This is a genomic window from Hymenobacter psoromatis (genome assembly GCF_020012125.1).
GTDB lineage: Bacteria > Bacteroidota > Bacteroidia > Cytophagales > Hymenobacteraceae > Hymenobacter > Hymenobacter psoromatis.
The window spans coordinates 116,590-139,757 of the sequence record NZ_JAIFAG010000001.1; the positions used below are offsets into that span (position 1 = coordinate 116,590).

25 protein-coding genes are annotated in these 23,168 nt (G+C 59.7%); 9 read left to right on the forward strand and 16 right to left on the reverse strand.

The features are described from left to right. Positions 1 to 35 precede the first annotated feature (35 nt). The 5 genes from LC531_RS00535 to fumC all read right to left on the reverse strand — a co-directional run bounded on the left by LC531_RS00535 (position 36) and on the right by fumC (position 3,930). Positions 36 to 527: a DinB family protein gene (locus LC531_RS00535; RefSeq protein WP_223648372.1), complete on the reverse strand. Its 492-nt coding sequence runs from the start codon at positions 525 to 527 to the stop codon at positions 36 to 38. Between the two features lie 112 nt (positions 528 to 639). Then, positions 640 to 1,113 carry a DUF6970 domain-containing protein gene (locus LC531_RS00540; protein ID WP_223648373.1) on the reverse strand — a complete coding sequence of 158 codons (474 nt, stop codon included), beginning with the start codon at positions 1,111 to 1,113 and terminating at the stop codon, positions 640 to 642. Between the two features lie 63 nt (positions 1,114 to 1,176). Beyond that, positions 1,177 to 1,593 carry a diacylglycerol kinase family protein gene (locus LC531_RS00545; RefSeq protein ID WP_223648374.1) on the reverse strand — a complete coding sequence of 139 codons (417 nt, stop codon included), beginning with the start codon at positions 1,591 to 1,593 and terminating at the stop codon, positions 1,177 to 1,179. Further along, the gene (locus LC531_RS00550; RefSeq protein WP_223648375.1) at positions 1,586 to 2,179 is read right to left on the reverse strand and encodes a GNAT family N-acetyltransferase; all 594 of its coding nucleotides are present in this window, start codon (positions 2,177 to 2,179) and stop codon (positions 1,586 to 1,588) included. The genes LC531_RS00545 and LC531_RS00550 overlap by 8 nt, the downstream gene beginning before the upstream one ends. Positions 2,180 to 2,532: 353 nt before the next feature. After that, positions 2,533 to 3,930, reverse strand: coding sequence for a class II fumarate hydratase (gene fumC / locus LC531_RS00555; RefSeq protein WP_223648376.1), 1,398 nt, complete (start codon positions 3,928 to 3,930; stop codon positions 2,533 to 2,535). A gap of 173 nt (positions 3,931 to 4,103) precedes the next feature. On the opposite strand from fumC, the gene LC531_RS00560 reads away from it, so the two are divergent. Continuing rightward, positions 4,104 to 4,274: a hypothetical protein gene (locus tag LC531_RS00560; protein ID WP_223648377.1), complete on the forward strand. Its 171-nt coding sequence runs from the start codon at positions 4,104 to 4,106 to the stop codon at positions 4,272 to 4,274. Positions 4,275 to 4,393: 119 nt separating this feature from the next. Beyond that, positions 4,394 to 5,455 carry a proline iminopeptidase-family hydrolase gene (locus tag LC531_RS00565; protein WP_223648378.1) on the forward strand — a complete coding sequence of 354 codons (1,062 nt, stop codon included), beginning with the start codon at positions 4,394 to 4,396 and terminating at the stop codon, positions 5,453 to 5,455. 133 nt (positions 5,456 to 5,588) lie between these two features. Here the strand turns inward: LC531_RS00565 and LC531_RS00570 are convergent, their stop codons facing one another. The 4 genes from LC531_RS00570 to LC531_RS00585 form a co-directional block, all read right to left on the reverse strand. Continuing rightward, a complete protein-coding gene (locus LC531_RS00570) occupies positions 5,589 to 6,344 on the reverse strand; it encodes a zf-HC2 domain-containing protein (RefSeq protein ID WP_223648379.1) in 756 nt (251 codons plus the stop codon). A gap of 83 nt (positions 6,345 to 6,427) precedes the next feature. Further along, a complete protein-coding gene (locus tag LC531_RS00575; RefSeq protein ID WP_223648380.1) occupies positions 6,428 to 7,141 on the reverse strand; it encodes an RNA polymerase sigma factor in 714 nt (237 codons plus the stop codon). A gap of 15 nt (positions 7,142 to 7,156) precedes the next feature. Then, positions 7,157 to 7,591: a hypothetical protein gene (locus LC531_RS00580; RefSeq protein WP_223648381.1), complete on the reverse strand. Its 435-nt coding sequence runs from the start codon at positions 7,589 to 7,591 to the stop codon at positions 7,157 to 7,159. A 111-nt stretch (positions 7,592 to 7,702) separates the two neighbouring features. After that, positions 7,703 to 7,924, reverse strand: coding sequence for a hypothetical protein (locus LC531_RS00585; RefSeq protein ID WP_223648382.1), 222 nt, complete (start codon positions 7,922 to 7,924; stop codon positions 7,703 to 7,705). A 130-nt stretch (positions 7,925 to 8,054) separates the two neighbouring features. Between LC531_RS00585 and LC531_RS00590 the strand changes: the two genes are divergently transcribed. Then, positions 8,055 to 8,573, forward strand: a complete 519-nt coding sequence (locus LC531_RS00590; protein WP_223648383.1) for a gamma carbonic anhydrase family protein — start codon at positions 8,055 to 8,057, stop codon at positions 8,571 to 8,573. A gap of 51 nt (positions 8,574 to 8,624) precedes the next feature. On the opposite strand, the gene LC531_RS00595 is transcribed toward LC531_RS00590, so the two are convergent. After that, the gene (locus LC531_RS00595) at positions 8,625 to 8,861 is read right to left on the reverse strand and encodes a hypothetical protein (RefSeq protein ID WP_223648384.1); all 237 of its coding nucleotides are present in this window, start codon (positions 8,859 to 8,861) and stop codon (positions 8,625 to 8,627) included. A gap of 894 nt (positions 8,862 to 9,755) precedes the next feature. Between LC531_RS00595 and LC531_RS00605 the strand changes: the two genes are divergently transcribed. After that, positions 9,756 to 10,340 (forward strand): hypothetical protein, encoded by a 585-nt coding sequence (locus LC531_RS00605; RefSeq protein WP_223648386.1) that lies wholly within the window; start codon positions 9,756 to 9,758, stop codon positions 10,338 to 10,340. 93 nt (positions 10,341 to 10,433) lie between these two features. On the opposite strand, the gene LC531_RS00610 is transcribed toward LC531_RS00605, so the two are convergent. Continuing rightward, the gene (locus LC531_RS00610) at positions 10,434 to 11,762 is read right to left on the reverse strand and encodes a hemolysin family protein (RefSeq protein WP_223648387.1); all 1,329 of its coding nucleotides are present in this window, start codon (positions 11,760 to 11,762) and stop codon (positions 10,434 to 10,436) included. A gap of 461 nt (positions 11,763 to 12,223) precedes the next feature. Here LC531_RS00610 and LC531_RS00615 point away from each other — a divergent pair, with 461 nt between their 5' ends. Further along, positions 12,224 to 12,694 carry an Lrp/AsnC family transcriptional regulator gene (locus LC531_RS00615; protein ID WP_223648388.1) on the forward strand — a complete coding sequence of 157 codons (471 nt, stop codon included), beginning with the start codon at positions 12,224 to 12,226 and terminating at the stop codon, positions 12,692 to 12,694. A 98-nt stretch (positions 12,695 to 12,792) separates the two neighbouring features. Here the strand turns inward: LC531_RS00615 and LC531_RS00620 are convergent, their stop codons facing one another. The 3 genes from LC531_RS00620 to dnaE all read right to left on the reverse strand — a co-directional run bounded on the left by LC531_RS00620 (position 12,793) and on the right by dnaE (position 17,822). After that, positions 12,793 to 13,116, reverse strand: coding sequence for a hypothetical protein (locus LC531_RS00620; RefSeq protein WP_223648389.1), 324 nt, complete (start codon positions 13,114 to 13,116; stop codon positions 12,793 to 12,795). 572 nt (positions 13,117 to 13,688) lie between these two features. Next, complete coding sequence (gene trxA / locus LC531_RS00625) at positions 13,689 to 14,018, reverse strand: thioredoxin (RefSeq protein ID WP_223648390.1); 330 nt, start codon at positions 14,016 to 14,018, stop codon at positions 13,689 to 13,691. 117 nt (positions 14,019 to 14,135) lie between these two features. Then, on the reverse strand, positions 14,136 to 17,822 hold the full coding sequence (gene dnaE, locus LC531_RS00630; RefSeq protein ID WP_223648391.1) for a DNA polymerase III subunit alpha: 3,687 nt from the start codon (positions 17,820 to 17,822) through the stop codon (positions 14,136 to 14,138). Positions 17,823 to 18,132: 310 nt separating this feature from the next. Between dnaE and LC531_RS00635 the strand changes: the two genes are divergently transcribed. Continuing rightward, a complete protein-coding gene (locus LC531_RS00635) occupies positions 18,133 to 19,221 on the forward strand; it encodes a fatty acid desaturase family protein (protein WP_223648392.1) in 1,089 nt (362 codons plus the stop codon). Positions 19,222 to 19,380: 159 nt separating this feature from the next. Beyond that, a complete protein-coding gene (locus LC531_RS00640; protein WP_223648393.1) occupies positions 19,381 to 19,950 on the forward strand; it encodes a GNAT family N-acetyltransferase in 570 nt (189 codons plus the stop codon). Positions 19,951 to 20,029: 79 nt separating this feature from the next. Here the strand turns inward: LC531_RS00640 and LC531_RS22575 are convergent, their stop codons facing one another. Beyond that, complete coding sequence (locus LC531_RS22575; protein ID WP_262903248.1) at positions 20,030 to 20,152, reverse strand: hypothetical protein; 123 nt, start codon at positions 20,150 to 20,152, stop codon at positions 20,030 to 20,032. 133 nt (positions 20,153 to 20,285) lie between these two features. Between LC531_RS22575 and LC531_RS00645 the strand changes: the two genes are divergently transcribed. Next, complete coding sequence (locus LC531_RS00645) at positions 20,286 to 21,674, forward strand: ethanolamine ammonia-lyase subunit EutB (protein ID WP_223648394.1); 1,389 nt, start codon at positions 20,286 to 20,288, stop codon at positions 21,672 to 21,674. Between the two features lie 11 nt (positions 21,675 to 21,685). Then, on the forward strand, positions 21,686 to 22,462 hold the full coding sequence (gene eutC / locus LC531_RS00650; protein ID WP_223648395.1) for an ethanolamine ammonia-lyase subunit EutC: 777 nt from the start codon (positions 21,686 to 21,688) through the stop codon (positions 22,460 to 22,462). Positions 22,463 to 22,565: 103 nt separating this feature from the next. Here eutC and LC531_RS00655 read toward each other — a convergent pair whose 3' ends face one another. Then, complete coding sequence (locus LC531_RS00655) at positions 22,566 to 23,045, reverse strand: DUF892 family protein (RefSeq protein WP_223648396.1); 480 nt, start codon at positions 23,043 to 23,045, stop codon at positions 22,566 to 22,568. Between the last annotated feature and the right edge of the window lie 123 nt (positions 23,046 to 23,168).

The window sequence follows — 23,168 nt, forward strand, 5'->3', positions numbered from 1 at the left end:
TCGTGAAATCCCGCACAATTCGCGCTATTTAATGGTCAGAGTTGTGGCGCTACCTGCCCACTTACCTCGCGGCAGTAGGTGATGAAGTCGGAATTGACGGGCTCCAGACCGCCTTCGCGCATTTTGGTAGCTACCTGGCCGCGGTGATAGCTGGCGTGCACCACGCAGTGCGTCAGAATATCGCTCACCTGCGAGTCGAAGGCATCGCCCTGGGAGTTGGAGTACTGGATGTGGCGTAGCAGCTCCTGCTCATCAGCATTGGCGCAGAGGTCGGCAAACTTTTGAGAGGTTTGCTTGTGCCAGTGGTGCAGGCCGGCCAGGTCATGCTCCTGCCACACTTTAAGCGGACTGGCGGTGCCGCTGAGGCGTGCAATCCAGATGGCCTGGGCATTGATGACGTGGCTGAAAATGCGCAGCGCGGCTGCCGGGGCCTCTTTGCCGGCAGCTACGGAGGAATCGAGGCGGCGCAGCAGCGTTTCGTTGGCCCACACGTTGAAGGTGCCGAGCTTAGCGATAGTATTAATCATGAAATGGTGAAGGGGTAATTCAAGGAGGTAGTTATTGACTTGTTGAGCGAACAAAAAACGTCATGCTTCGACAAGCTCAGCATGACGTTCTCTTAGTATTTGACTGAAAAATTTACCGCGGGTCCTCCCACACCAACTCGGGGTCGGTTTTGCGCTTATCGAAGTTGCCGCAGCGGCCATCGCCCTTGCCGGTGAGGCCGCCTTCGGGATGGCATAGCACCTGGCCTTTCGCATCGTAGAGGGTAGACTGCTGCTCGCAGCAAGGGGCCGACTCGTAGTAGACCGTTTCGCCATCGTACTTGTAGCGGGTGACGCGGATAATGGGGTTGCGTTTACGCTCAGCCAGTATGCCCTGAATGTGGCGCTGTAGCCAAATAGGGCGGGCAGTACTATCGAGGCGCATGTCGCGGGCGGGCACGGGGTCCACGGTATTCGTGCTGGTAGGAGCCGGCGTATCGGGCTGGCTCACAAAGCCTTCGACGGGGGGAGTAGTAGGCGTGTTCACTACCACATCCTGCTGGCAGGATACCAAGAGTAGGGGTAGCGCGGCAAGCAGCGCGATAAACGGAGTAAACGAGCGGCGCATGGCAAAAAGCAGGAAAAGGGGAGCGTTAAAAGCGTTTACCCTTACGCCAACCGGCTCGAATAGTTAGCGCGGCAGTAAGGCCCAGATTTTAGGCCCGAACACGCAGCTACCCACCGCCAGCGCGCCCAGCGCGGCTAGCAGCACGGCCCCGGCTGCCACGTCTTTGGCCCGGCCCGCCAGCGGGTGGTAGCCCGGCGATAGCAGATTAGTGAGCGTTTCAATGGCCGTGTTGAACAGCTCGGCGGCCCACACGCCGGCCACCGCCAGCGCCACCAGGGCCCATTCCGTGGGCCTCAACTGAAAATAAAGCCCTACCCCCAACACCACCGCCGTAGCTACCGCGTGCAGCTGCAAATGCACTTCCGAGCGCAGCGCGCTACCCACGCCTCGCAGCGCGTGCCCGAAGCTGGCTACCCGGCGGCGCAGCAGGCCCGGCCGCCCGGCGGGGGGTAGGGCCGCGGGCCCGGTCGGCTCAGACATTGTACTCGGCAAACGTGGTGCGGCGCAACTCGTGCCACTCGGGCCGCAAGATGCTGAAAATGACCGTATCGCGCCGGTAGCCATCCTGTAGAACGCGGTGGCTGCGCAGGGTGCCCTCCTCAGTGGCCCCCATGCGGCGCATGGCCGTTTGCGACTTATGGTTGCGGCTGTCAGTTTCCAGCTCCACACGCTCGCAGCCTAGCTGGTCGAAGGCGTAGCCCAGCAGCAGGTGCTTGGCCGCCCGGTTGAGACCCGTGCGCTGAAAGTCCGTGCCCATCCAGGTGTAGCCGATACTCAGCTTCTGGTTATCCAGGTCAATCGTATAGTAACTAGTGCTGCCTGCCAGCCGCCCGCTGGCCCGGTCAATAATGACGAAGGGGTAGCGCTGCCCGGCCTGTCGCGCCTGCTCGGCCGCCGTCACGTAGGCGGCCAGGCTCAGTGCGTCGTCGGCGCGGGTAATGGTGAACTGCCAGATGGCAGGGTCAAAGGCGATGGCCTTTAATTCTTCAAAATCAGCGGTTTCGAGCGGGCGCAGGCGCACGCGGCTGTTTTCCAGGACTAGGTTTTGAGTGAAATCTAAAGGCATGGCTGGCAGAAAGTAAAGCAGCCGCAAAGATGCAAAAACAAAGCTGCCCGCATAGGCGTGCACTTCCGCCAGGTGTTTTCGCCGCGAAGTGGGCGTGTGCATGAAAAGCTTGTAAATATCGGCCTTGAGCCAGCTTTCGTGCTCCGTTGTGCAGTTACCATCGCGCTACACGCGCCGAAAGGTGTAGAACGATATTGAACAAGGATTAATGATTAATGAGAATAGAGTAAACAAGAACGTCATGCTGACGGAGGAAGCATTTCTACCGCGTAAGTAACTTCATAATTTATAGTTACTTACGCGGCAGAGATGCTTCCTCCGTCAGCATGACGTTCCCCTTAATCCCTCATCCCTTAAATTTCCCCTACCATGTCCTCGGGTTTCAGCCACTCGTCGAACTGCTCGGGGGTGACGTAGCCGAGCTGCACGGCGGTTTCCTTAAGGGTCGAGTTGTTTTTGTGGGCCGTTTGGGCAATTTCGGCGGCTTTGTAGTAGCCGATGTGCGGGTTGAGGGCCGTCACCAGCATCAGGCTGCTATCGACGTGCTTCTTAATATTGGGCAAAATGGGCTCAATACCCACCGCGCACTTGTCGTTGAAGGCCGCGCACACGTCGCCAATGAGGCGGGCCGAGTGCAGAAAGTTGTAAATCATCACCGGCTTGAACACGTTCAGCTCGAAGTGGCCCAGCGAGCCGCCCACCGTGATGGCCACGTCGTTGCCCATTACCTGGGCCGAAACCATCGTCATGGCCTCGCACTGCGTGGGATTTACCTTGCCGGGCATGATGCTGGAGCCCGGCTCATTGTCGGGAATCGAGATTTCGCCGATGCCGGCGCGCGGGCCGCTGCTGAGCATCCGCACGTCGTTAGCGATTTTCATCAGGCTCACGGCCACCGTTTTGAGCGCGCCGTGGGCTTCCACGATGGCATCGTGGGCGGCCAGTGCCTCAAACTTGTTTTCAGCCGTGACGAAGGGTAGGCCGGTCAGCTCCGCGATGTGCTGGGCCACGCTCACGGCGTAGCCGGGCGGCGTGTTGATGCCCGTGCCCACAGCCGTGCCGCCCAGCGCCAGCTCGCTGAGGTGGGGTAGGGAATTATGAATGGCCCGCAGGCCGTGGTCGAGCTGCGAAGCGTAGCCCGAAAACTCCTGGCCCAGCGTCAGCGGCGTGGCATCCATGAAGTGCGTGCGCCCGATTTTGACGATGTGCTTGAACTCTTCCGATTTCTTCCGCAGCGTATCGCGCAGCTTGGTAATACCAGGAATAGTGTTGTCCATCAGTATCTTGTAGGCCGCGATGTGCATGGCCGTTGGGAAGGTGTCGTTGCTCGACTGCGACTTATTCACGTCGTCGTTGGGAGCCAGAAACTTCTTTTCGTCGGCTAGCTGACCGCCTTGCAGCACGTGGCCGCGGTAGGCAATCACCTCATTCACGTTCATGTTCGACTGCGTGCCCGAGCCGGTTTGCCACACCACCAAGGGGAATTGGTCGGCCAACTGGCCGGCCAGAATCTCGTCGGCCACCTGCCCGATGAGGGCGGCTTTGTCGGCGTCGAGCACGCCCGCGTCGCGGTTGGTGAGGGCGGCGGCTTTCTTGAGATAAGCGAAGGCTTGGATAATTTCCTTCGGCATCTTGTTGATATCCTGCGCGATGGGGAAGTTCTCGATGCTGCGCTGCGTTTGCGCGCCCCAGTAGGCGTCGGCGGGCACTTGCACGGGGCCCATCGTATCTTTTTCAGTCCGAAAATTCATGTCAGGAAGAAGGGAAAGGAATGAAATGGTAGGCGGATAAACCGGTAAAAACCGGCCGGCGGCCCGTGCAAAAGTACAACCCTGGCCCGGCGGCCGGCAGCCATTAGGAGGCCAGCTGCGTAAACTCGTTTGCTTTCCAAAAGTCCCTACCCCCTCACTTTATTCCTGCTTCCATGAGCCAGCCTACCCCCGACCCCCACACCGAGCCACCCGTACCCGTGCAAGGCGACGGCGTGCCCGACTACGAAAACGTAGAAATCAAAACCGAAACTGACCTGCCTACCCCCACTAAGCCCAGTGGCAGCGCCACCGAGCCCGAAAGCGGCGGTGGGTACAGCGGGTAGTTACCTTCCATTAGGAGAGAAGCCGCCGGTCATTTTGGCCGGCGGCTTTTTGACTTCAAAAGATTCGCGTAGTAGCTTGGCAGACTGGTACGAACGCCCGTGCCGCTCAGTCCTGACTTATGCCTTTTTCTACCCTCGCTCGCCGCGCCGCCGGCCTGCTGCTGGCCGCCACGCTGCCCGCCTGCCAGCCCAGTGCCCCTACTACCCCGGCCGCTGCGTCCAGCGCCTACTTCCCAGCCCAGGAAACGGGCGTGAAAACCGGCGGCGTGCAAGTTATTCCCATTACTACCCCCAAGGGGACGTTCAACGTCTGGACCAAGAAGTTCGGTAACAACCCAAAAATCAAGCTTTTGCTGCTGAATGGCGGGCCGGGAGCTACGCACGAGTACTTTGAGTGCATGGAAAGCTTTCTGCCCCAGGATGGGGTGGAGTTTATTTACTACGACCAGCTGGGCTGCGGCAACTCCGACAACCCCCGCGACACCAGCATGTGGAGCCTGCCGCGCTACGTGGAAGAAGTGGAGCAGGTGCGCCAGGCGCTCAACCTCAATAAGGATAACTTCTACCTGCTGGGCCACTCCTGGGGTGGCATCCTGGCTGCCGAGTACGCTTTCAAATACCAGAAAAACCTCAAAGGTCTCATTATTAGTAATATGATGATGAGCTGCCCCGCCTACGGCAAGTATGCCGACGAGGTATTGGCCAAGCAATTAAAACCCGAAGTGCTTCAGGAAATCCGGCAGATTGAAGCTAAAAAGGACTTCGGCAACCCGCGCTACATGGGCCTGCTCGAACCCAATTTTTATGCCGAGCACTTGTGCCGTATTGTGCCTAACCCCGAGCCGGTGCGCCGCGCCATGAGCAAGATTAACCAATCGCTCTACGTGACGATGCAGGGTCCCAGCGAGTTCGGCATTTCGGGCAAGCTCACCCATTGGGACCGTACCAAGGACTTGCCCCAGCTCACAATTCCGGTGCTGAGCATTGGCGGGAAGTACGACACAATGGACCCCGCCCACATGGCCTGGATTGCCACCCAGGTGAAGCAGGGGGCCGCCCTCATCTGCCCGCAGGGTAGCCACATGGCCATGTATGATGACCAACAAACGTACATGACCGGCCTTCGCAAATTCCTGAAAACCGTGGACGACGGTTCGTTCCGGGCCGGAATGAAGATGTAGAGAGCAGGAGAGTAAGGGCCAGGGATTAATCGCCTGTCATTACGAGCAACGCAAAGCAATCGTAGCCGAACGACACTCATTCGGCTGCGATTGCTTTACGTTGCTCGCATTACCGGACTGTCATCCCCAATCCCTAAAATACTACCGTCACATCGACCGTCGGGCTAGCGTTGAGGTCAGACTGCCAGGTAGGGCCTTTTCGCAGAAGCCGCATGGCTTCGGCATCATAGTCGGCGCGCAGCTTGCGCACGGTCTCGGCCCGCTGCACCTGGCCATCGGCCCCGATGCGTAGCCGCACCACCACCCGGCCCATGCGGCGTGGGCCGTTCTGGGGGTTCGGGTTGAATGCGGCAGCACCTTTTTGCAAATACTCATGCAGGGCCGCATAGCCCCCAATGGGTGTGGGCGTGGGTGTGGGTGATGGCTGGCTGGCTACCGCCCTGGCGTTGGCCGGGGCGGGGGGGGTAGGGGTCTCGGTGCGGCTGGGGAGCGCTACGCTGGCGACTGGCACGGCTGGGCGCTGCCGCTGCTGCCAGGCCCACCAGCCGCCGGCCAGCAGGCCCAGCAGCAGCGCCGCCGCCGTGGCCAGCTGCGGCCCCAGCCAGCGGTGCCGCCGGGGCCGCCGGGCCAGCCGGGCCGGGGCAGGCGGTTGCACGCGCTGGCGGAGGCGCTGTTGCAGCCGGGCCAGCGCCTGGTCGGTGGTGGCGGGCGGGGTTTGCAGCAGGCCCTCCAGCATGTCGGCGCAGCGGTCGCAGGCCAGGGTGTGAGCCTCCACGCGGTGCCGGGCCGCCGGGGCCAGCGTGCCCGCCGCATACTGGCGCAGCAGCGCTACCGGCAGGTGCGGGCCGGCTGGGGCAGTAGCGTTCAGCAGCGGGTGGGCAGGCAGCATATTTAAATAGAAATCAGGAAGGTGGAATGAGGACGTGATTTTGGGGGGGTAGGGGGAATATAAGCGCTTGAAGAAATGACTTCTTATTCCTCCTTCTTCATTCTCCATTCCTTGCCTATGCTACGCTTGAGCATTCGGCGGCCGTTTTGCAGGTGGCTTTTCACTAGGTTGAGGGCTAGGCTGGTAGCGGCCACTATTTCCTGATACGATTTTTCTTCCAGGTAAAATAATTCCAGGCAGCGGCGCTGCTCGGGGGGGAGCTGGCTCAGGGCCAGCTCCAAGGCTTGCAGGTCGTCTTCGTGCTGGCGGTCGGCTTCGGCCTCGGTAATGGCATTGGGTAGATGCCGGGCGGCGGCATTTTCCACGTCAATAGCTTCCGGGAAGAGCACCAGCGGGCCGCCGCTGGCTGTGCCGCGCTGCCGGGCGCGCAGCTCCATCAGGCAAAAATTGCGGGCTGTGGTGTAGAGCCAGGCCGAAAAATTGTCGGGCGCGTGGCTGCGCAGCTTCACCACCAATTGCTCGAAGAGCTGCATGGCTGCGTCCTGGGCATCCTCATCGGGCGGGGCCAGGTAGCGGCGGCATACGGCGAATATTTCTGGCAAGTGCCGCTCATAAAGTACGCCCAGCGCGCCCACGTCGCCACTTTGGCGGTAGCGCGCCAGCACCTCCTGGTCGGAGAGTACGTCGGCGGGAACGGTGGGAGGGCGGCGGCGAAATAACACGCGGCAAAATACACCCGCCCCGCCCGACCAGCGCACCAAAAAGCCCGCGCCGGGTAGGCGCGGGCTCGGAGGCAAGGGTTAAAGGCCGTACTATTTTACGGAATTCTGCATATTCTCCTTGGTTTCGCGGGCCGACTTGGCGGCGGCGTCGCCCATCGCATTCATCTTGTGGCCGGCGGCGTCCATCTTAGCGTCCATCTTAGCTTTGGTTTCGGCGGCGTTAGCCTGCATCTTGTCGCCAGCGGCATCCATCTTAGCCCCAGCCTCGTTCATTTTGGCGTCCATCTTGTCGCCGGCGGCGTCCATATTAGCGTTCATCTTATCGCCAGCGGCGTTCATTTTGGCGTCCATCTTGTCGCCGGCGGCGTCCATTTTGGTGCCTACCGAGTCCGTGCTGGGAGTTGTTACCTCCGTCGTGGTCGTCGTGGTGCCGTCGGCGTTCTCCTTCTTGGCGGTCTCGCTCGAACAGGCAGTGAAGCTCAGGGCGATGGCGGCGGTAAACAGGGTTTTGAGGGAAGTATTCATGGAGAAAAAAATTGCGGGTGAATAACAAATGAAAGTTCACCGCTTAATCAAACCTCCTCACGAAAGGTAACCCGTCGCTCAGCGCTTTTTTCACGTCTCTTCAAGGCAGTCTCAGTTGGTTGGCTGGCCGCGAACGGGCGTTGTGCCGGCGCTATCTAGCCGGACGCCGGCCCGGTCCTGCTTTAGCTGCTGCCGCGCGCCCACGGTATCGGCCGCGGCCGCGGCGTTGTCGGTGGTCGAGGCCGTTGAGTCCGTTTTGTCGTTGGGCGTGCACGCGCCAGTTCCCACGCCCAGCGTCAAGAGGGTAGCGAAGAGTAGCAATGGATTTTTCATGAGGGTAACTGCTTGATTAATTCGAAATTAGTGCTCCTTAATGGCGGCTGGGTGAAGGTCAGGGTTCCACGCTAGTTAATAGCCCGCCGGCCGGGCTGCTTTACATTGCGCCTAGTTTACACTACCCCCTATGCCTGCACTGCTGCTCCCCGTTCACGGAATCTGGCCCATCATCGGCCCCAACTGCTTTCTGGCCGACAATGCGACCGTGGTGGGCGACGTAGTGCTGGGCCGGGGCTGTACCGTATGGTTCGGGGCCGTGGTGCGGGGCGACGTCAACCGCATCCGCATCGGCGACGAAACCAACATCCAGGACGGGGCCGTGCTGCACTGTACCTATGAAAAGGCGGCCCTCACCATCGGCTCGCGGGTGAGCATCGGGCACCGGGCCATCGTGCACGGCTGCACCGTGGCCGACGACGTGCTCATCGGTATGGGGGCCATCGTCATGGACCACGCCGTGGTGGGAAGCGGCTGCCTCATCGCGGCCGGGGCCGTAGTGCTCGAACGCACGGTTTGCGAGCCCGGCTACCTCTATGCCGGCGTGCCCGCTCAAAAAATAAAGCCCGTGAGCGCGGTGCAGGCCGAGGGCATAAGCCGCACGGCCGCCAATTATCAGCTGTACGCCAGCTGGTTTGGTAACAAATAAAAAGGCCATGCAGCCCAAGTAGCTGCATGGCCTTCCGCTCATTTTTAGCGGCTACTTGCCTTGGGGCTTGTAAATGGCCCCGGTGGCAAAATCAACAACTAGGCTAGGTAAAAATAGTACGATGTCGGCGATTAGTGCGCCTACCCGCACGGAGCGTTGTGGCTGGCCAGCCGCGGGCTTTGTGCGCTGGTAGTCGGTTACCGGGCCCCCGAAGATGGTGGCGCAGCTGCTTGCGGAAAGGGAGAGCAGGATTAGCCCGCAGGCAGTAGCTTGTTTGAGTTTTGACATGCGAGAGAAAGAAAAAAGGTGACAGAAAAAAGGGAATGGTTATTTCAAAGATATGCCAGTTTTAAGTTCCTAAATAGATAACCTTAGTCTTAGAAAAGCGGTCGTGCCAGCTCAGTTTCCGGCGGCTAAATAAAAGACTCAGTGGCTCTAGCGGCAGAAAGCGGCAGGCAGTGCGCACGAGCAGCTGGCCCCGTGCCGGCTCCTCGTCAGTAGTGGTTACAATGTTGGTGCCCGTCATTAGCTTTCCTACAGTTCGAACGAATAGCATCTCACTGACCGCATAGTACAAAAAAGTGCTTCCTAATAACACAAAGCGGTAAGATTCAACAGGCACAAGCCTAGCGGGTAGCAGCCGTAGCACCGCCAGAAAAAGGAAAAAGCTGCACCCAAAGTCGATAAGGCAGGTAACTAAGCGTCGTAGTCTAGAGGCTTCCATAAGGATAGGCACTATTGTTTTTCTATAAAAGGCGCGTAAAGCTATAATGGAAACGAACTTTTTACTAATAATTGGATTAGTTATTTTGACTGCTTATAAAAGCCGGCGCAGGGGTAGTTCAGTGCGAGGAAAACAAAAAGTATTGCACCTGTAATAAGCACCTTTGGCCTCGCACTAGCTGCTCATTGGTGTAGCCCGGCGGGCCTTCTAGTGCGGTAGGAGAGGGCCGTTGCTAATGCCTCCACGTGACGCGCATCGCAGCAGTTGCGCGCGGAAAGCTCACTGAACACCCGTGAGTTTAAAGCGGAACGGGATAAAAAATAAGTGATTTATTTAAAAGTACTTATCCCAAAAATTCCTGGTTAAGCACGGCTATAGGTCTAAGGAGAAGTGCGTTATGAGAGAACCTTGTTAATCGTAAGTCGCGTATAGCGGCCTACACCTTCCAGCCTTTTCCCATGAAAAATACTTATCGCTCCCTGGCAGCCCTGACTTTTGCCGCCGCCTCGCTCAGCTCATGCAGCCGGGCCAACTACGCCTTCAATCCCAGCGTGCCCGCCTATCTGGGCACTACCTCACACGTCGTGGCCAAGGCTCCGGTAGCAGCTGCGCCGGCCGTCGCCGCGCCAGCCTCAGTAGTCCAGGCAGTAGCCAGTACGCCCGTTACCACGCTGCCGGTTTCGGTGGCGGTGCCCGCCGTTGCCCTCCCAGTTGCCACCCAGTCTCGGGCGGCCGCTACTAAAATTACTGCCCCGGTAGCCGCTGCGCCAGCCTTTGCTGCTACCCCTACAGCCAAGCCCAATCTGGTGCAGCGAATAATGCTGAAAAAAGTACTCAACCGCCTGACTAAAGCGGAGACGCGCCAGCAGAACACGGCCGGTACGGCGCACGCCACGGCCAAGTCGTCGGCCTACCTAGGCCTCGCCGTCATTGGTTTGGCGGTGCTCATTATCGGCCTCATCGTAGGGTCGGGCTTCCTCGATACGATTGGCGCAATTGCTATTGTGGTAGGTCTCATTATCTTCATCTTCAACAACATCTAGTTAATACGGCAGCTATTAACTAGATAGCCAAACGCCCCCGGCACGTATGCGTGCCGGGGGCGTTTTTGTGGGTCGGAAGCACCGCGTTGTCTGCTACAGGGCATCGGTGGGCTCGCTGGCCGGCGCGGCCGGGCTCAGCACCCGTAGTTGCACCAGCTCTACCACGCGGCGGTCACGGCTCAGCACCCGAAACTCGTAAGGCTCTAGCACGGCCACGTCGCCCACCTCCGGAATGTTGCCGTAGAGCACGTTGAGCAGGCCGCCCACGGTTTCGTAGTCTTCGCCTTCGGGCAGGGGGTAGGGCAAGTACTCGTTGGCGTCGGGAATCGCCGTGGAGGTATTCACGCGGTACTCCGACTCCGAAATCTTCTCCACTACGGGCACCTCGTTGTCGTACTCGTCCTGGATTTCGCCCACCAACTCCTCCATAATATCCTCAATGGTGACAATACCCGACACGCCGCCAAACTCGTCACTCACGATGGCCATTACCAGGTGCTTGCGCTGAAACTGGCGTAGCAGCCGGTTAATTTTCTTGGTCTCAGGCACGAAGTAAGCCGTGCGCATGATGCGGGCAAGCTCCAAGGGCTGCTGCCGCCGAACCAGGGGTAGTAAGTCCTTGACGTAGAGCACGCCCACGATATTATCGATGTTGTTTTCGTACACGGGCAACCGCGAAAAGCCTTCGCTGAATACTAGCTCCAGGATTTCGTCGTCGGTGGCGTTCACGTTCACGGCAGCGAGTTTGGTGCGGGGCACCATTATCTGCTTCACCATGCGGTCGTTGAACTGAAAGACATTCTCAATCAACTCGTGCTCTGAGTCCTGAATCTGGCCGCTCTCCTTACTCTGGTCGATGAGCAGGCGCAACTCGTCGGAGGTATGGGCTTCGGCACTGCCGTGCGCGCTGCTCAGGCCCACCGCCCCGAGCAGCAGGTTGGAAGCTTTCGACAAAAACCAGGTTAGCGGCAGCGTGCCCAGGTAGAAGATGCGCAACGGCACCACCAGCGCCAGGCTGATAGCCTCGGGCCGCTGAATGGCCAGCGCCTTCGGAAACAGCTCACCGAAGAGCACGTGCAGAAAAGTCAGAATAATCAGCCCCACCGTGACGGCAATGCTGTGCGCCGTTGCTAGACTGATGGTCAGGCCCAGGCGGGGTAGCAGGTCGAGCACGAGGCCCGTAAATAGCTGCTCGCCCACGGCTCCTAGCAGCAGCGACGACAGCGTGACGCCGAGCTGCGTGGCCGACAAGTAATCATAGAGGCGGCGCACCACCCTCAGGGCCTGTCCGGCCAGGCGGCTGCCCTCCTTGGCCTTGAGTTCGAGCTGCGAGAAGCGAACCCGGATAAGGGAAAACTCGGCAGCAACGAAAAAAGCGTTTACTAAAATCAGTAAAAAAGTCAGGAATACTTGTAAGCCCATGTGCCTGGCTACCTACGGACACGAACGGTCGGGCAGCCTAGTATCACAAAAGTACGCATCCTGACAGGGGGAGTTGGCCCCGACCGTCCAAATACCGCTAACTTACTGAAATTGGCGGCCCTACGCTAAGGCCCCTAAACGACTAAGAGGCGGCTTTTCCGAAGAAAATCGCCTCTTAGCACGCGCTGTAGCGGAAGGACTTGAACCTCCACGAAGTGGTTAGCCGCGCGCTCCGAAGAGCGAGCGCTTTATCCCAGTGTCTTCACCCCCGAGATAGGAGGGCGTGTCTGCCAGTTTCACCACACTACATTGTGAGTAGATAAATGCCAGTCGCGTTTACCTAACCTCAAAGATACTGGTAAGCAGCCCCTAAGAACAAGAGCTTCTTTTTTTTTTGCTAAAAAATATAATATTAATACCAGTTTCGAGCTAAATTTGTGTCGTTACTGCTAGTTTTTCTCATGGTGCGTACGTATGAGCTGGATATGGTTGACTACCGTATCCTCAATATTTTAGTGCAGGATGCCAAGCTGCCTTATTCCGAAGTTGCCCGTCAGATTCAGGTGTCGGCGGGCACGGTACATGGGCGCATGAACCGCCTGGAAGAACTGGGTATTGTGCGCCGGGCTACTCTCTCGCTCGACCTGGCCAAGCTGGGCTATGGCACCCAGGTTTATATCGGTATCACGCTGCTTAGCAATGCGTTCATTGCAGTCGTAACCGAAAAGCTACGTGAAATAATAGAGGTAACGGATGCGTACTTTGCTACCGGCCCTTACCATATTTTTACGTGCTTGCGCTGCCGCAACAACGAACACCTGCGGGCCATCCTGCGCGAACGCATTGAGCTAATTGAGGGCGTAGTGCGGACCGAAACCCTGGTGTTGCTCGATGAACTGTTCAGCCGGCCCGTCGCGCTCAAGGCCGACTGAGCATCCTACCCCCCTTGTTGGCCAGGACCGGCCATCACTTAAAAAGCCCTTTCGACTCTGGTCGAAAGGGCTTTTTAAGTGATGGCCGCGGGGCTACTCTACATCTTGGTCTTAGAGGTAGTCGTTGTTTTGTTGGTCTTGTAGCGCATGTCGGGCGTGCCGTCAGCCTTCATCGGACCGGTTTTGGTGGTGGTCGATTTGGCCACTTTATTGGCCTTGTAGCGCATATCGGGCGTGCCATCGGCCTTCATGCCCTTGGTGCTGGTAGTGGTAGTAGTATGCGACATCGCGGCCGGGGCCGTTTTAGTCGTCGTCATCTTGGTCGAGCTGCTGCTCATGGTGCTAGCCGGGGCCGTTTGAGCCTGGGCCGACAGGCCGCCCGCTATCAACAGGGCAGCAAGAAAACTAAGAAAGCGGTTCATGGGGGTAGGGAAAGGTGGTGAAGGTGACTGCCTAGCTGGCAGAACGCGCGCCTAATATAGCAGGGCCGGCCGCATCTGACTTGCCGTGGACAGTCTGCTTATCAAACTCGCTGGCTAGCTTCGCATCCAACAATAAGACATCACGGGTTCTTATTTGCCCTTTTTGACTACTATTCTCATAAAAAATAAGTTGTTTTCGGCGGTAGTCGCGCTTCTCCTATTGGCTGCCAGCGTTCAAGCTCAAACCCCGGCCCCGCGCAATACTCAGCAAGCCGAGCGGGCCCGCATTCGCCAAGGGGTAGCCTCGGGTGAGCTAACCCGCCCCGAGGCGGCGTGCCTGCACGCGCGAAGCCGACATCACGGCCGACAAGCGCGCTGCCCGCGCCGATGGCATCGTGACGCCGGACGAGCACCGCGAAATCTGGGGCGACGAGCGCCGCGCCAGCCGGGCTATCTACCGCCAAAAGCACAATGCCCAAGTATGCTAGCAGTGGCTGCCTCACCCATAAAAACCCCCCGTACCAGAGCTGGCACGGGGGGTTTAATACTATAAGTGGCTAGTGGGCGGGCAACTACGCCGTCACCTGAGCTTCGAGCTTCTGGGCGAGTACGTGCTTGGGCACGGCCCCTACCTGCTTATCCACAATCTGGCCGTTCTTGAATACGAGCAGGGTAGGAATGCTGCGGATACCGAACTTCATAGAAGTCTGCGGGTTAGCATCCACGTCTACTTTACCGATGATGGCTTTGCCTTCAAATTCGCCGGCTAGCTCCTCTACCACCGGGCCTACCATGCGGCACGGGCCACACCATTCGGCCCAGAAGTCCACGAGTACCGGCTTGTCCGAGTTAATAATCTCCTCGAAGTTGGCATCGGTTATTTCAATTGCTTTGTGCGCCATGACGCTAGGAATTTAAAAGTGAAGAAACGTCTGGCGTGTACGGCCAACGGGGCCGCAAGGTAGCAGAGTTGTAGTAAAACAAATGGGGTAGGGGAAAGTTCAGTAGGGCTAGGTGAGCTACAATAGGGAGCACACATCCAACTCAAACTCACGCATCTTCTCGATAAACGACTTAGGCTCAATTTGAAAGCGGCGCGAAAACATGTCTACCGCCAGCCGCTCGTGGGGCTCCACGAACTGAATTTCGAGCCGCTTCGAGCCCTTAGCGTGCTCAATGGCTTCCTGCAAGCGGTCAATCATGGGGCCGGTCACGGTGCGCAGGTCCAGCTTCACGCGCACGCCCTTGCTGAGTTTGTCAGCCACGTTGGCGAGCTGTTCCATCGTCTTAATTTTCAATTCCCACTGGTCCTGCGTACCGTAGCGCAGCTCCATTTTGCCCCGAATGAACATGGGTGGCACCTGCTCGTTGTGGTAGTTTTTGGGGTTGATGAGCGGCCCAAACTTGCTGTAGTCGTCGCGGAACAGTGCCAGATTGATGCTGGAATCGTAGTCCTCCACGTTGAACGACACCATCGGTTGCCCACTCTTGGTGGTGCGGAATAGGACGCCCGAAATCAGGCCCGCGATGTTCACGTCCTTGCCTTTCTGGTCTTCCAGCTTGTCGAGCGGGCAGGTGCAGTAGGCATCAATTTCCATGCGGTAGATGTCGAGCGGGTGGCCCGAGAGGTAGAAGCCTACCACTTCCTTTTCGCGGCGCAGCTTCTCGGTGGTGCTCCACTCGTCCAGGTCCGGCACCTTGGGTAGGGGCGCGGCTACGGCCCCGAACGCGCTGGCCCCGAACAAGCTATGCTGCGCCGACTCCTTGGCTGCCTGATACTGCTGGCCCAGTTTCATCGCCTTTTCGATGAGGTTCTGGTCGCCGGCCGGCGCGTCCATGAACTGCCGGCGGTTGTACTTCTCGAAGCTGTCGAACGCGCCGGCCTGGGCCAGGCTCTCCCAGGTTTTCTTGTTCACCGAGCGCAGGTTGATGCGCTTGGCAAAATCAAAAACGTCGGAGAAGGGACCCTTTTTTTGGCGCTCCTCCACCAATTCCAGTACGGCTGCCTCGCCCGCACCCTTGATGGCGGCCAGCCCGAAGCGAATCTGGTTGGCGCGCGGCACGTTGAATTTCTGCTCGCTTTCGTTCACGTCGGGCCCCAGCACAGCTACCCCCTGCTTGCGGGCCTCCTCGATAAAAAAGGTCACCTTCTTGATGTCGCCCATGTTGTTGGTGAGCACGGCGGCCATGTATTCGGCGGGGTAGTTGGCCTTCAAATACCCGGTTTGATAGGCAACTACGCTATAAGCAGCTGAGTGGGAGCGGTTAAATCCGTACTCGGCGAACTTCTCCATCACGTCGAACACTTCACTCGCTTTCTTCGCCGGAATCTTGTGCAGCTTGCCCGCGCCCTCGATGAATTTCTCGCGCTCCAAGGCCATCTTCTTCATGTCCTTCTTACCCATTGCCCGGCGCAACAGGTCGGCCCCGCCCAGCGAATAGCCCGCCAGAATCTGCGCCGTTTGCATGATTTGCTCCTGGTACACCATAATTCCCTGGCTATAGTCCAGAATAGGCTTTAGCAGCTCGTGCGGGTACTCCACCGGCTCGCGGCCGTGCTTGCGGTTGATGAAGTCCGGGATGAACTGCATGGGGCCGGGCCGGTAGAGCGCGTTCATGGCAATGAGGTCCTCAATGTTGGTGGGTTTCAGGTCCTTGAGGTACATGCGCATGCCTTCACTTTCAAACTGGAAAGTGCCGATGGTGTCGCCGCGTTGGTAGAGCTGGTAGGTCTTCTCGTCATCGAGCGGGATGTCGTCAATATCAATCTTGAGGCCGTGGTTGCGCTCAATCAGATTCAGCGCGTCCACAATGATGGTCAGGGTTTTAAGACCCAGAAAGTCCATCTTCAGCATCCCGGCGCTCTCAATTACCTTGCCGTCGAACTGCGTGATGAGCAGGTCCGAGTCTTTGGAAGTCGAGACGGGGATATACTTGGTAATATCATCTGGCGCGATGATGATGCCCGCCGCGTGAATGCCAGTGTTGCGCACCGAGCCTTCGAGGCGCTCGGCCAGGGCCAGAATCTGGCCCTTGAGGTCGCTCTGGTCGGCGCGGATGGCGGCTAGCTCGGGTACATCGCGGAAGGCTCCGGCCAGGGTAGTGCCGGGCTTTTCGGGCACGAGCTTGGCAATCTCGTTGGCGGCGGGTAGGGGCAACTCCAAGGCCCGCGCCACGTCCTTGATAGAACTTTTGGCGGCCATCGTGCCGAAAGTGATAATTTGCGCCACCTGCGTTTTGCCGTATTTCTGCACCACGTAGTCAATGACTTTCTGGCGGTTCACATCGTCAAAGTCAATGTCGATATCGGGCATCGACACGCGCTCCGGGTTCAAAAAGCGCTCGAACAGCAGCGAGTACTTAATGGGGTCAATGTTGGTGATGCCCACGCAGTAGGCCACTGCCGAGCCGGCTGCCGAGCCGCGGCCTGGCCCCACGGCCACGCCCATGCTTCGGCCCTTGTTGATAAAGTCCTGGGTAATCAGAAAATAGCCCGCAAAGCCCATTGTCTGGATGATGCGCAGCTCGTAGTTCAGGCGCTCCTCCACCTCGGCCGTGCGCTCGGAGTAGCGCGGCTTGGGGCCTTCAAACGCGCCTTTGAAAGTGAGCTCGCGCAGGTAGTCGTCGGCGTTGGCAAACTGGGGGGGTAGGGGGAAGTTGGGCAGCAGGATATCGCGCGCCAGCTTGGGCGGCGTAATCTTATCCACAATTTCGTTCGTGTTATCCACACTCGCCGGTACGTCGGCGAAGAGCGCGTTCATCTGCGCCTGGCTCTTGAAAAAGAACTGGTCGTTGGCGAAGCCGAAGCGGCGCTTGCGCTGCTTCGGCGGCTTTTGCAGCTCCTCATCGATGCGGGCCAGCATCCGGCGGGCATTCTCGTCGTAGCTGTGGGCGGCTTTCAGGTTGTCGAGGGTGTCGTAGTGTACGCGCTGGTCGGCGGTGAGCACGGTGTAGTAGTTCGTCTCGAAATCACCGACCGGGATGCTGCGCTCCTCGGCCGTGTTCACGCACAGCAGCAGGTCGTGGGCCGCGTAGTCGGTCTGGTCCACGTAGTGCGAGTCGTTGGTGCAGATAACCTTAACGTTGTACTTCTTTGCCAGCCGCAGCAGCACCTGGTTCACGTCCTCCTGGCTCTTGCCGGTGCCGTCGAAGTTCATCAGCCCGTGCCGCTGAATCTCGATGTAGTAGTCCTCGCCAAACACGTCGAGCCACCATTTCAGCAGCTCCTCGGCCCGCTCCTCACTCTCGAATAAAATGGCCTGCGGCACCTCGGCGCCGATGCAGCACGAGGTGGCAATCAGGCCCTCGTGGTACTGCATCAGCAGCTCTTTATCAATGCGCGGGAACTTGGAGTACACGCCCTCGATGAAGCTCATCGAGCAGAGCTTGCTCAGGTTGTGGTAGCCGGCCTGGTCCTTAGCCAGCAGCAGCTGATGGTAGCGGTTGTCCTTTTCGCCTTTTTCGCGCAAAAAGGATTTCTTGTGGCGGTCGGCCACCAGGTAAAACTCGCAGCCCACAATGGGCTTCACGTTGTACTTATTGGCCTCGGCCACGAAGTTGAAGGCCCCGAACATGTTGCCGTGGTCGGTGAGGGCCACGGCGGGCATGCCGTCGGCCTGGGCCTTCTTCATGAGGGCCGAAATGCTGGCCTGGCCGTCGAGCAGCGAATATTGGGTGTGAGAATGCAGGTGGGAGAAAACGGGCATGGCGGGCAGCGGAAACGGTTATCGGGTAAAGATACAACCGCTCGCGGGGGGTGGAAAAGTTTGTTTTTCTCGAAATTTTCGGGTATGCGGCGCGAAAAACCCGTGGGTTTTTGGCGCGGCCGCTCCGTATCTTTACCGGAGCTGGAACTACTTTAAGTTCTCTGCCTTTATCTTAACAGTATCTGCTCGCCGCGTGCGTGTTGGTGGACGCTGGGGCCACCACTGGCCCGCCGCTGAGCCGCGTTTGGTTTCCGGGCCACACTGCTGGTCCGCCTACCCCGGCCCCGGCCGGTTTCCCTATCCCACCTGTATGAAAGTACTCGCCGCCTCGACCGACCCGGTGTATTGCCGGCCGGCGGCTCCCTCGGCGCTACACCGTGGGCTGAGCTGCTACTTGCAGGACGAGCGCGACATGCCCTTTGCCTACCTCTGCCTCAAAATAACGGTTACCATGCTGCCGCTGGCGGTGTTGCTGTTCGTGCCAGCGCTGCGCGGGGCGTGGTGGTGGGCCACTTTCGGGCTGTTTTTCTTCTTTAGCAATGCGCGCTACAAGGGGCCGTTTGGGCTGATGCTGCACTGCACTAGCCACCGGGTGCTGTTCAAGAAAAAACATAACTGGCTGAACCAGTACATTCCGTGGGTGCTGGCCCCGCTGTTTGGTCAAACGCCGGAGTCGTACTTCGTGCACCACATGGGGATGCACCACCCCGAAAACAACCTGCCCGACGACCAAAGCTCCACCATGTACTACCAGCGCGACTCGCTGGGCGGGTTTCTGCGCTACGTCAGCGATTTTCTGGCGCTGGGCGCGGTGCGGCTGGCGGGCTACTTCACGCGGCGCAATAAGCCAACTTTACGCTTGCGGCTGCTGCGCGGCGAGCTGCTGTATGTGGGGCTCACCGCAGCGCTGGCCTTCGTGAACCTGCCAGCCACGCTGGCTGTGTTCGTGGTACCACTTGTCTTGTCGCGGGTTATTATGATGTTGGGCAACTGGGCGCAGCACGCCTTCGTGGCCGCCGACAGCCCCGACAACTGCTACACCAACAGCGTGACCTGCATCAATACCAGCTACAACCACAAGTGCTGGAACGACGGCTACCACATCAGCCACCACCTCAAGCCAGCCCTGCACTGGACCGACCACCCCGCGCACTTTCGCAAAAACCTGGCTCTGTACGCCGAGAACGAGGCCATTGTCTTCGATGGCATCCACTTTCTGCACATCTTTTTCTTTCTGATGGGTAAGCGCTACGACCTGCTGGCCCGCCACTTCGTGGAGTTGCGCCCTACCCCCCGCACCGAGACTGAAGTCACGGCCCTGCTGCGGGCCCGCACCCAGCGCATTGGCCGGGCGGCGGTAGTGGTTGAAGAAGGTGCGCCGAGCTACGCGGCGGCGTGAAGGAGAATTAAAAAGAACGTCATGCTAACGATAAGAAGCATCTCGCTTGCGTAGCTAACTCCTAACGTTAGGATTACTCACGCGGCCAAGATGCTTCCTTCGTCAGCATGACGTTCTTTTTTATCTCTTAATTCTTAACTAATTACTCTTAACCTTCCCATGATTCCGCTCATCACCCAAACGCCGCGGCTGATGCTATTGGCCACTAGCCGGGCCCTGCTCACGGCGGAGTTGCAAAAGCCGCGCTATTTCCCCGCCCTGCTCGGCGCGGCCCTACCCCCCAGCTGGCCGCCGGCCCTGCCCGAGCGGGAAGAGGCGCTGACCCGCGCGCTGGGTGTGCTCACGGCCGGCGGCCGCGACGCGGCCGGCTGGTACGACTGGTACGTGCTGCGCAAGCCCGACGGGGCCACGCCCCGCACCCTCATCGGCACGGCCGCCTTCCTGGGCCCGCCCGATGCGGTGGGCTGCGCCGAAATCACCGGTTACCTCGTGCCTGAGTGGCGCGGCCAGGGCCTGGGCCGCGAGTTGGTGGCCGGCCTGGTGCAACAGGCCACCGCCACGGGCCAGGTGCACCTACTGGTGTCCCATGTCCCACCCGAAGACCTGATACCCCAACGCATATTATTGGCCAACGGCTTTGCCTCGATGGGTACCGACGTGGGCGGCCGCCTGCGCTTCGAGCGTGCCGTGGAGCCTACCCCCGACTTGGCGCTGCAAGCGCTCGCGTAGGCGGTTAGCCTGAGAAAACGAAACGCAAAAAGCCCGGCTTTCGCAAGGAGGCCGGGCTTTTTACTGCCAAAACAGGCAGTTATTTCTTCTGCGTTTTTACGCTTTTGCCCGAGGGTTTGTCCTTGATAGTGGTTTCGTTCTTGTCTTCCTTCTTCTTGGTTTCGGGGTCGGTGTGGCTGGGGGTTTTTACGGTGGTGGCCATGAGAATGAGAGTTGGGAAAAGGAATGTTAAGCGTTGTACGTAAAACGTGGGGGTAGGGTGGGGCCGGGCGGGCGCGGCCCGATTTAAGCGGGCCGGCGGTATCTTGCTGGCAGGCCTGCCCTTACCTGCGCTTATGTCGTATCGCCACACTGTCGGCTCCCGCACCTACGTCTTTGATGACCTGAAAACGCTGCTGGCGCGGGCTACCCCCCGGCGCGCGGGCGACGAGCTGGCCGGCGTGGCCGCTGCCACCTACGAGGAGCGCGTGGCCGCCCAGTATGCCCTGGCCGATGTGCCGCTGCGCACTTTTCTGCACGAGGCGCTGGTGCCTTATGAGCAGGATGAGGTGACGCGCCTTATCATTGACACCCACGATGCGGCGGCGTTCGCACCTATTGCTTCCTTCACGGTGGGCGAGCTGCGCGACTGGCTGGTGTCGGACGGGGCCGACGGGGTCATGCTGGCGGCGCTGGCCCCCGGCCTCACGCCCGAAATGGCGGCCGCCGTGAGCAAGCTGCTGCGCAATCAGGAGCTGATTGCGGTGGCCCGGCGCGTGGAGGTCGTCACGCGGTTTCGCAATACGCTGGGGCTGCGCGGGCATTTGGCCACCCGCCTCCAGCCCAACCACCCCACCGACGACCCGCGCGGCATCGCGGCCAGCCTCGTCGATGGCCTGCTTTACGGTAGCGGCGATGCGGTTATCGGCATCAACCCCGCCACCGATAATACCCGGCAGGTGGGCGACCTGCTGCGCATGCTCGACGGCGTGCGCCAGCGCTACGAAATCCCAACCCAAACCTGCGTGCTGTGCCACGTCACGACTACCCTCGATTTGATAAAGCAGGGCGCGCCGGTGGACCTTGCCTTCCAATCCATCGCTGGCACTGAGGCGGCGAATAAGAGCTTTGGTATTAGTTTGAGTTTATTGCGAGAAGCCCACGAAGCCACGTTGGCGCTGGGCCGCGGCACGCTGGGCAATAACGTGCTATACTTTGAAACCGGCCAAGGGAGCGCGCTGTCGGCCAGTGCCCACCACGGCCTCGACCAGCAAACCTGCGAGGCGCGGGCCTACGCCGTGGCCCGGCGCTTCCGGCCGCTGCTGGTCAATTCGGTGGTCGGCTTCATCGGCCCCGAATACCTTTACGACGGCAAGCAGATTATTCGCGCCGCGCTGGAAGACCACTTTTGCGCCAAGTTGCTGGGCCTGCCGATGGGCATGGACGTGTGCTATACCAACCACGCCGAGGCCGACCAGGACGACATGGACACCCTGCTCACGCTGCTGGGCGTGGCGGGCTGCAACTTCATCATGGGCGTGCCGGGAGCCGATGACATCATGCTCGGCTACCAGTCCACTTCCTTCCACGATGCGCTGTACCTGCGCCAGGCGCTGGGCCTGCGGCCCGCGCCCGAGTTTGCCGCCTGGCTGGTGCGGCAGGGTATTTTTGACGAGCGCGGGCACCAGCTGCCGGCCACGGCGGCGCACCTGTTGGGCCAGCTGCCGACCGCCCTGTGCGCCTGATTTTACTAGCTATGTCCGACCTGCCCGCGCTCCCTACCCCTTCGCCGGAGCCCGACCCCTGGGCGGGCTTGCGTGCCTTCACGGCCGCCCGCATCGGGCTGGGCCGCAGCGGCACCAGCGTGCCATTGCGCGAGGCGCTGGCGTTTAAACTGGCTCACGCCCATGCCCGCGACGCGGTTTATTCGGAGTTGAATAAAGAACTGCCAGTCGCGTTAGGTGAGCTGGGTTTACCAGTGCTGGAAGTGCACAGCCAAGCTGCTACCCGCCCCGACTACCTGCGGCGCCCCGACCGCGGCCGGCAGCTCGATGAAGCCGGCCGCGCCCACTTGGCCGATGCCGCGGCGGGCCCTTGCGATGTGGCCCTGGTGCTGGCCGATGGCCTCTCGGCCACAGCTACAAATCAACACGCCCTACCCCTGCTGCGCCGACTAGTGCTCGCGCTACGAGGAGCCGGTTTTCGGTTGGGTCCGCTGGTGCTGGCCGAGCAGGCGCGCGTAGCCCTCGGCGACGAGGTGGGCCAACTGCTACGCGCCCGGCTGGTGCTGGTGCTCATCGGCGAGCGACCGGGTCTGAGCGCACCCGATAGCTTGGGTGCGTACTTCACCTACGGCCCCCGGCCCGGCCTCACCGACGAGGCCCGCAACTGCGTGTCGAATATCCGGCCCGGCGGCCTGAGCTACGAAGCGGCCGCCGATAAGCTCTTCTATTTACTAAACGAGGCGCTGCGGCGGCAACTCTCGGGGGTAGGGCTGAAAGATGAGTCAGGCTTGCTGGCCGAAGGGGGGTAGGAGCGGCAGGATAGCAAAAACGGGTTTTTATTGCTGCCACTGGCAGCAATAAAAACCCGTTTCAAAGGCTGCCACCCAACGGCGGGTAGCGCTGACAGCCTGGTTAGGCAGTTTCCATAATGTGGATGGCCAACTGGGTGTGCTGCTCGTCGGCTTGCTTGGCTTCGTTCACGCAGGTTTCCATGTCCTGAGCCGTCTGGCTCAGGCCGGCCCGCTTGGCGTAGGCGTGCATGGTGCCGAAGGAGGCAATCCAGTAGTGTAGCGCCAGCTGGCCGGCGGTGATAATGCCCAGGTCGCGGGTGTAGTCGCTCTTGGCTTTCCCGCGAATGCGCTTGCTGACTTCGTAGTGAGCCTCCTGCACGGGGTTGTCAAGTTCGTCGGCTCCGCCAGCTTCTTCTATGGCCCGGTCAATGCGCGCTGTCCACTGCTTGGACGTTTCGTTGCCCTGCTTCAGGGCCGCTTTGAGCTGCTCGTGGGTTGCGTCGTCTTCGATGTCGGCGGTAGCTTTGGCGGCTATTTTGCTGCCGGTTTTCATTGCCGCTAGCCCTTGCTTAACGAGGGGTAGCAATTGGTGGTCTGCCATTGTGGAAAAGGTAGAGGGTGAGGGTAGACTGATTGGTACGAAGCAGGAAGGGCGGGGTTCAGTCCAGGCCGCCTTTTTTCAGTTATCCTGCCAGCCCATAAAAAGCCGCGCTGCCGAATAAAG

Bases quoted from the DNA above. Each gene is read 5' to 3' on its own strand.
- eutC (WP_223648395.1), top strand. From the start codon at position 21,686: ATGTCCGACCTGCCCGCGCTCCCTACCCCTTCGCCGGAGCCCGACCCC.
- LC531_RS00565 (WP_223648378.1), top strand. From the start codon at position 4,394: ATGCCTTTTTCTACCCTCGCTCGCCGCGCCGCCGGCCTGCTGCTGGCC.
- LC531_RS00635 (WP_223648392.1), top strand. From the start codon at position 18,133: ATGAAAGTACTCGCCGCCTCGACCGACCCGGTGTATTGCCGGCCGGCG.
- LC531_RS00615 (WP_223648388.1), top strand. From the start codon at position 12,224: ATGGTGCGTACGTATGAGCTGGATATGGTTGACTACCGTATCCTCAAT.
- LC531_RS00590 (WP_223648383.1), top strand. From the start codon at position 8,055: ATGCCTGCACTGCTGCTCCCCGTTCACGGAATCTGGCCCATCATCGGC.
- LC531_RS00545 (WP_223648374.1), bottom strand. From the start codon at position 1,593: ATGTCTGAGCCGACCGGGCCCGCGGCCCTACCCCCCGCCGGGCGGCCG.
- LC531_RS00580 (WP_223648381.1), bottom strand. From the start codon at position 7,591: ATGAATACTTCCCTCAAAACCCTGTTTACCGCCGCCATCGCCCTGAGC.
- dnaE (WP_223648391.1), bottom strand. From the start codon at position 17,822: ATGCCCGTTTTCTCCCACCTGCATTCTCACACCCAATATTCGCTGCTC.
- LC531_RS22575 (WP_262903248.1), bottom strand. From the start codon at position 20,152: ATGGCCACCACCGTAAAAACCCCCAGCCACACCGACCCCGAAACCAAG.
- LC531_RS00645 (WP_223648394.1), top strand. From the start codon at position 20,286: ATGTCGTATCGCCACACTGTCGGCTCCCGCACCTACGTCTTTGATGAC.
- LC531_RS00550 (WP_223648375.1), bottom strand. From the start codon at position 2,179: ATGCCTTTAGATTTCACTCAAAACCTAGTCCTGGAAAACAGCCGCGTG.
- LC531_RS00595 (WP_223648384.1), bottom strand. From the start codon at position 8,861: ATGTCAAAACTCAAACAAGCTACTGCCTGCGGGCTAATCCTGCTCTCC.
- LC531_RS00535 (WP_223648372.1), bottom strand. From the start codon at position 527: ATGATTAATACTATCGCTAAGCTCGGCACCTTCAACGTGTGGGCCAAC.
- LC531_RS00570 (WP_223648379.1), bottom strand. From the start codon at position 6,344: ATGCTGCCTGCCCACCCGCTGCTGAACGCTACTGCCCCAGCCGGCCCG.
- LC531_RS00585 (WP_223648382.1), bottom strand. From the start codon at position 7,924: ATGAAAAATCCATTGCTACTCTTCGCTACCCTCTTGACGCTGGGCGTG.
- trxA (WP_223648390.1), bottom strand. From the start codon at position 14,018: ATGGCGCACAAAGCAATTGAAATAACCGATGCCAACTTCGAGGAGATT.
- LC531_RS00540 (WP_223648373.1), bottom strand. From the start codon at position 1,113: ATGCGCCGCTCGTTTACTCCGTTTATCGCGCTGCTTGCCGCGCTACCC.
- LC531_RS00560 (WP_223648377.1), top strand. From the start codon at position 4,104: ATGAGCCAGCCTACCCCCGACCCCCACACCGAGCCACCCGTACCCGTG.
- LC531_RS00640 (WP_223648393.1), top strand. From the start codon at position 19,381: ATGATTCCGCTCATCACCCAAACGCCGCGGCTGATGCTATTGGCCACT.
- LC531_RS00655 (WP_223648396.1), bottom strand. From the start codon at position 23,045: ATGGCAGACCACCAATTGCTACCCCTCGTTAAGCAAGGGCTAGCGGCA.
- fumC (WP_223648376.1), bottom strand. From the start codon at position 3,930: ATGAATTTTCGGACTGAAAAAGATACGATGGGCCCCGTGCAAGTGCCC.
- LC531_RS00605 (WP_223648386.1), top strand. From the start codon at position 9,756: ATGAAAAATACTTATCGCTCCCTGGCAGCCCTGACTTTTGCCGCCGCC.
- LC531_RS00620 (WP_223648389.1), bottom strand. From the start codon at position 13,116: ATGAACCGCTTTCTTAGTTTTCTTGCTGCCCTGTTGATAGCGGGCGGC.
- LC531_RS00610 (WP_223648387.1), bottom strand. From the start codon at position 11,762: ATGGGCTTACAAGTATTCCTGACTTTTTTACTGATTTTAGTAAACGCT.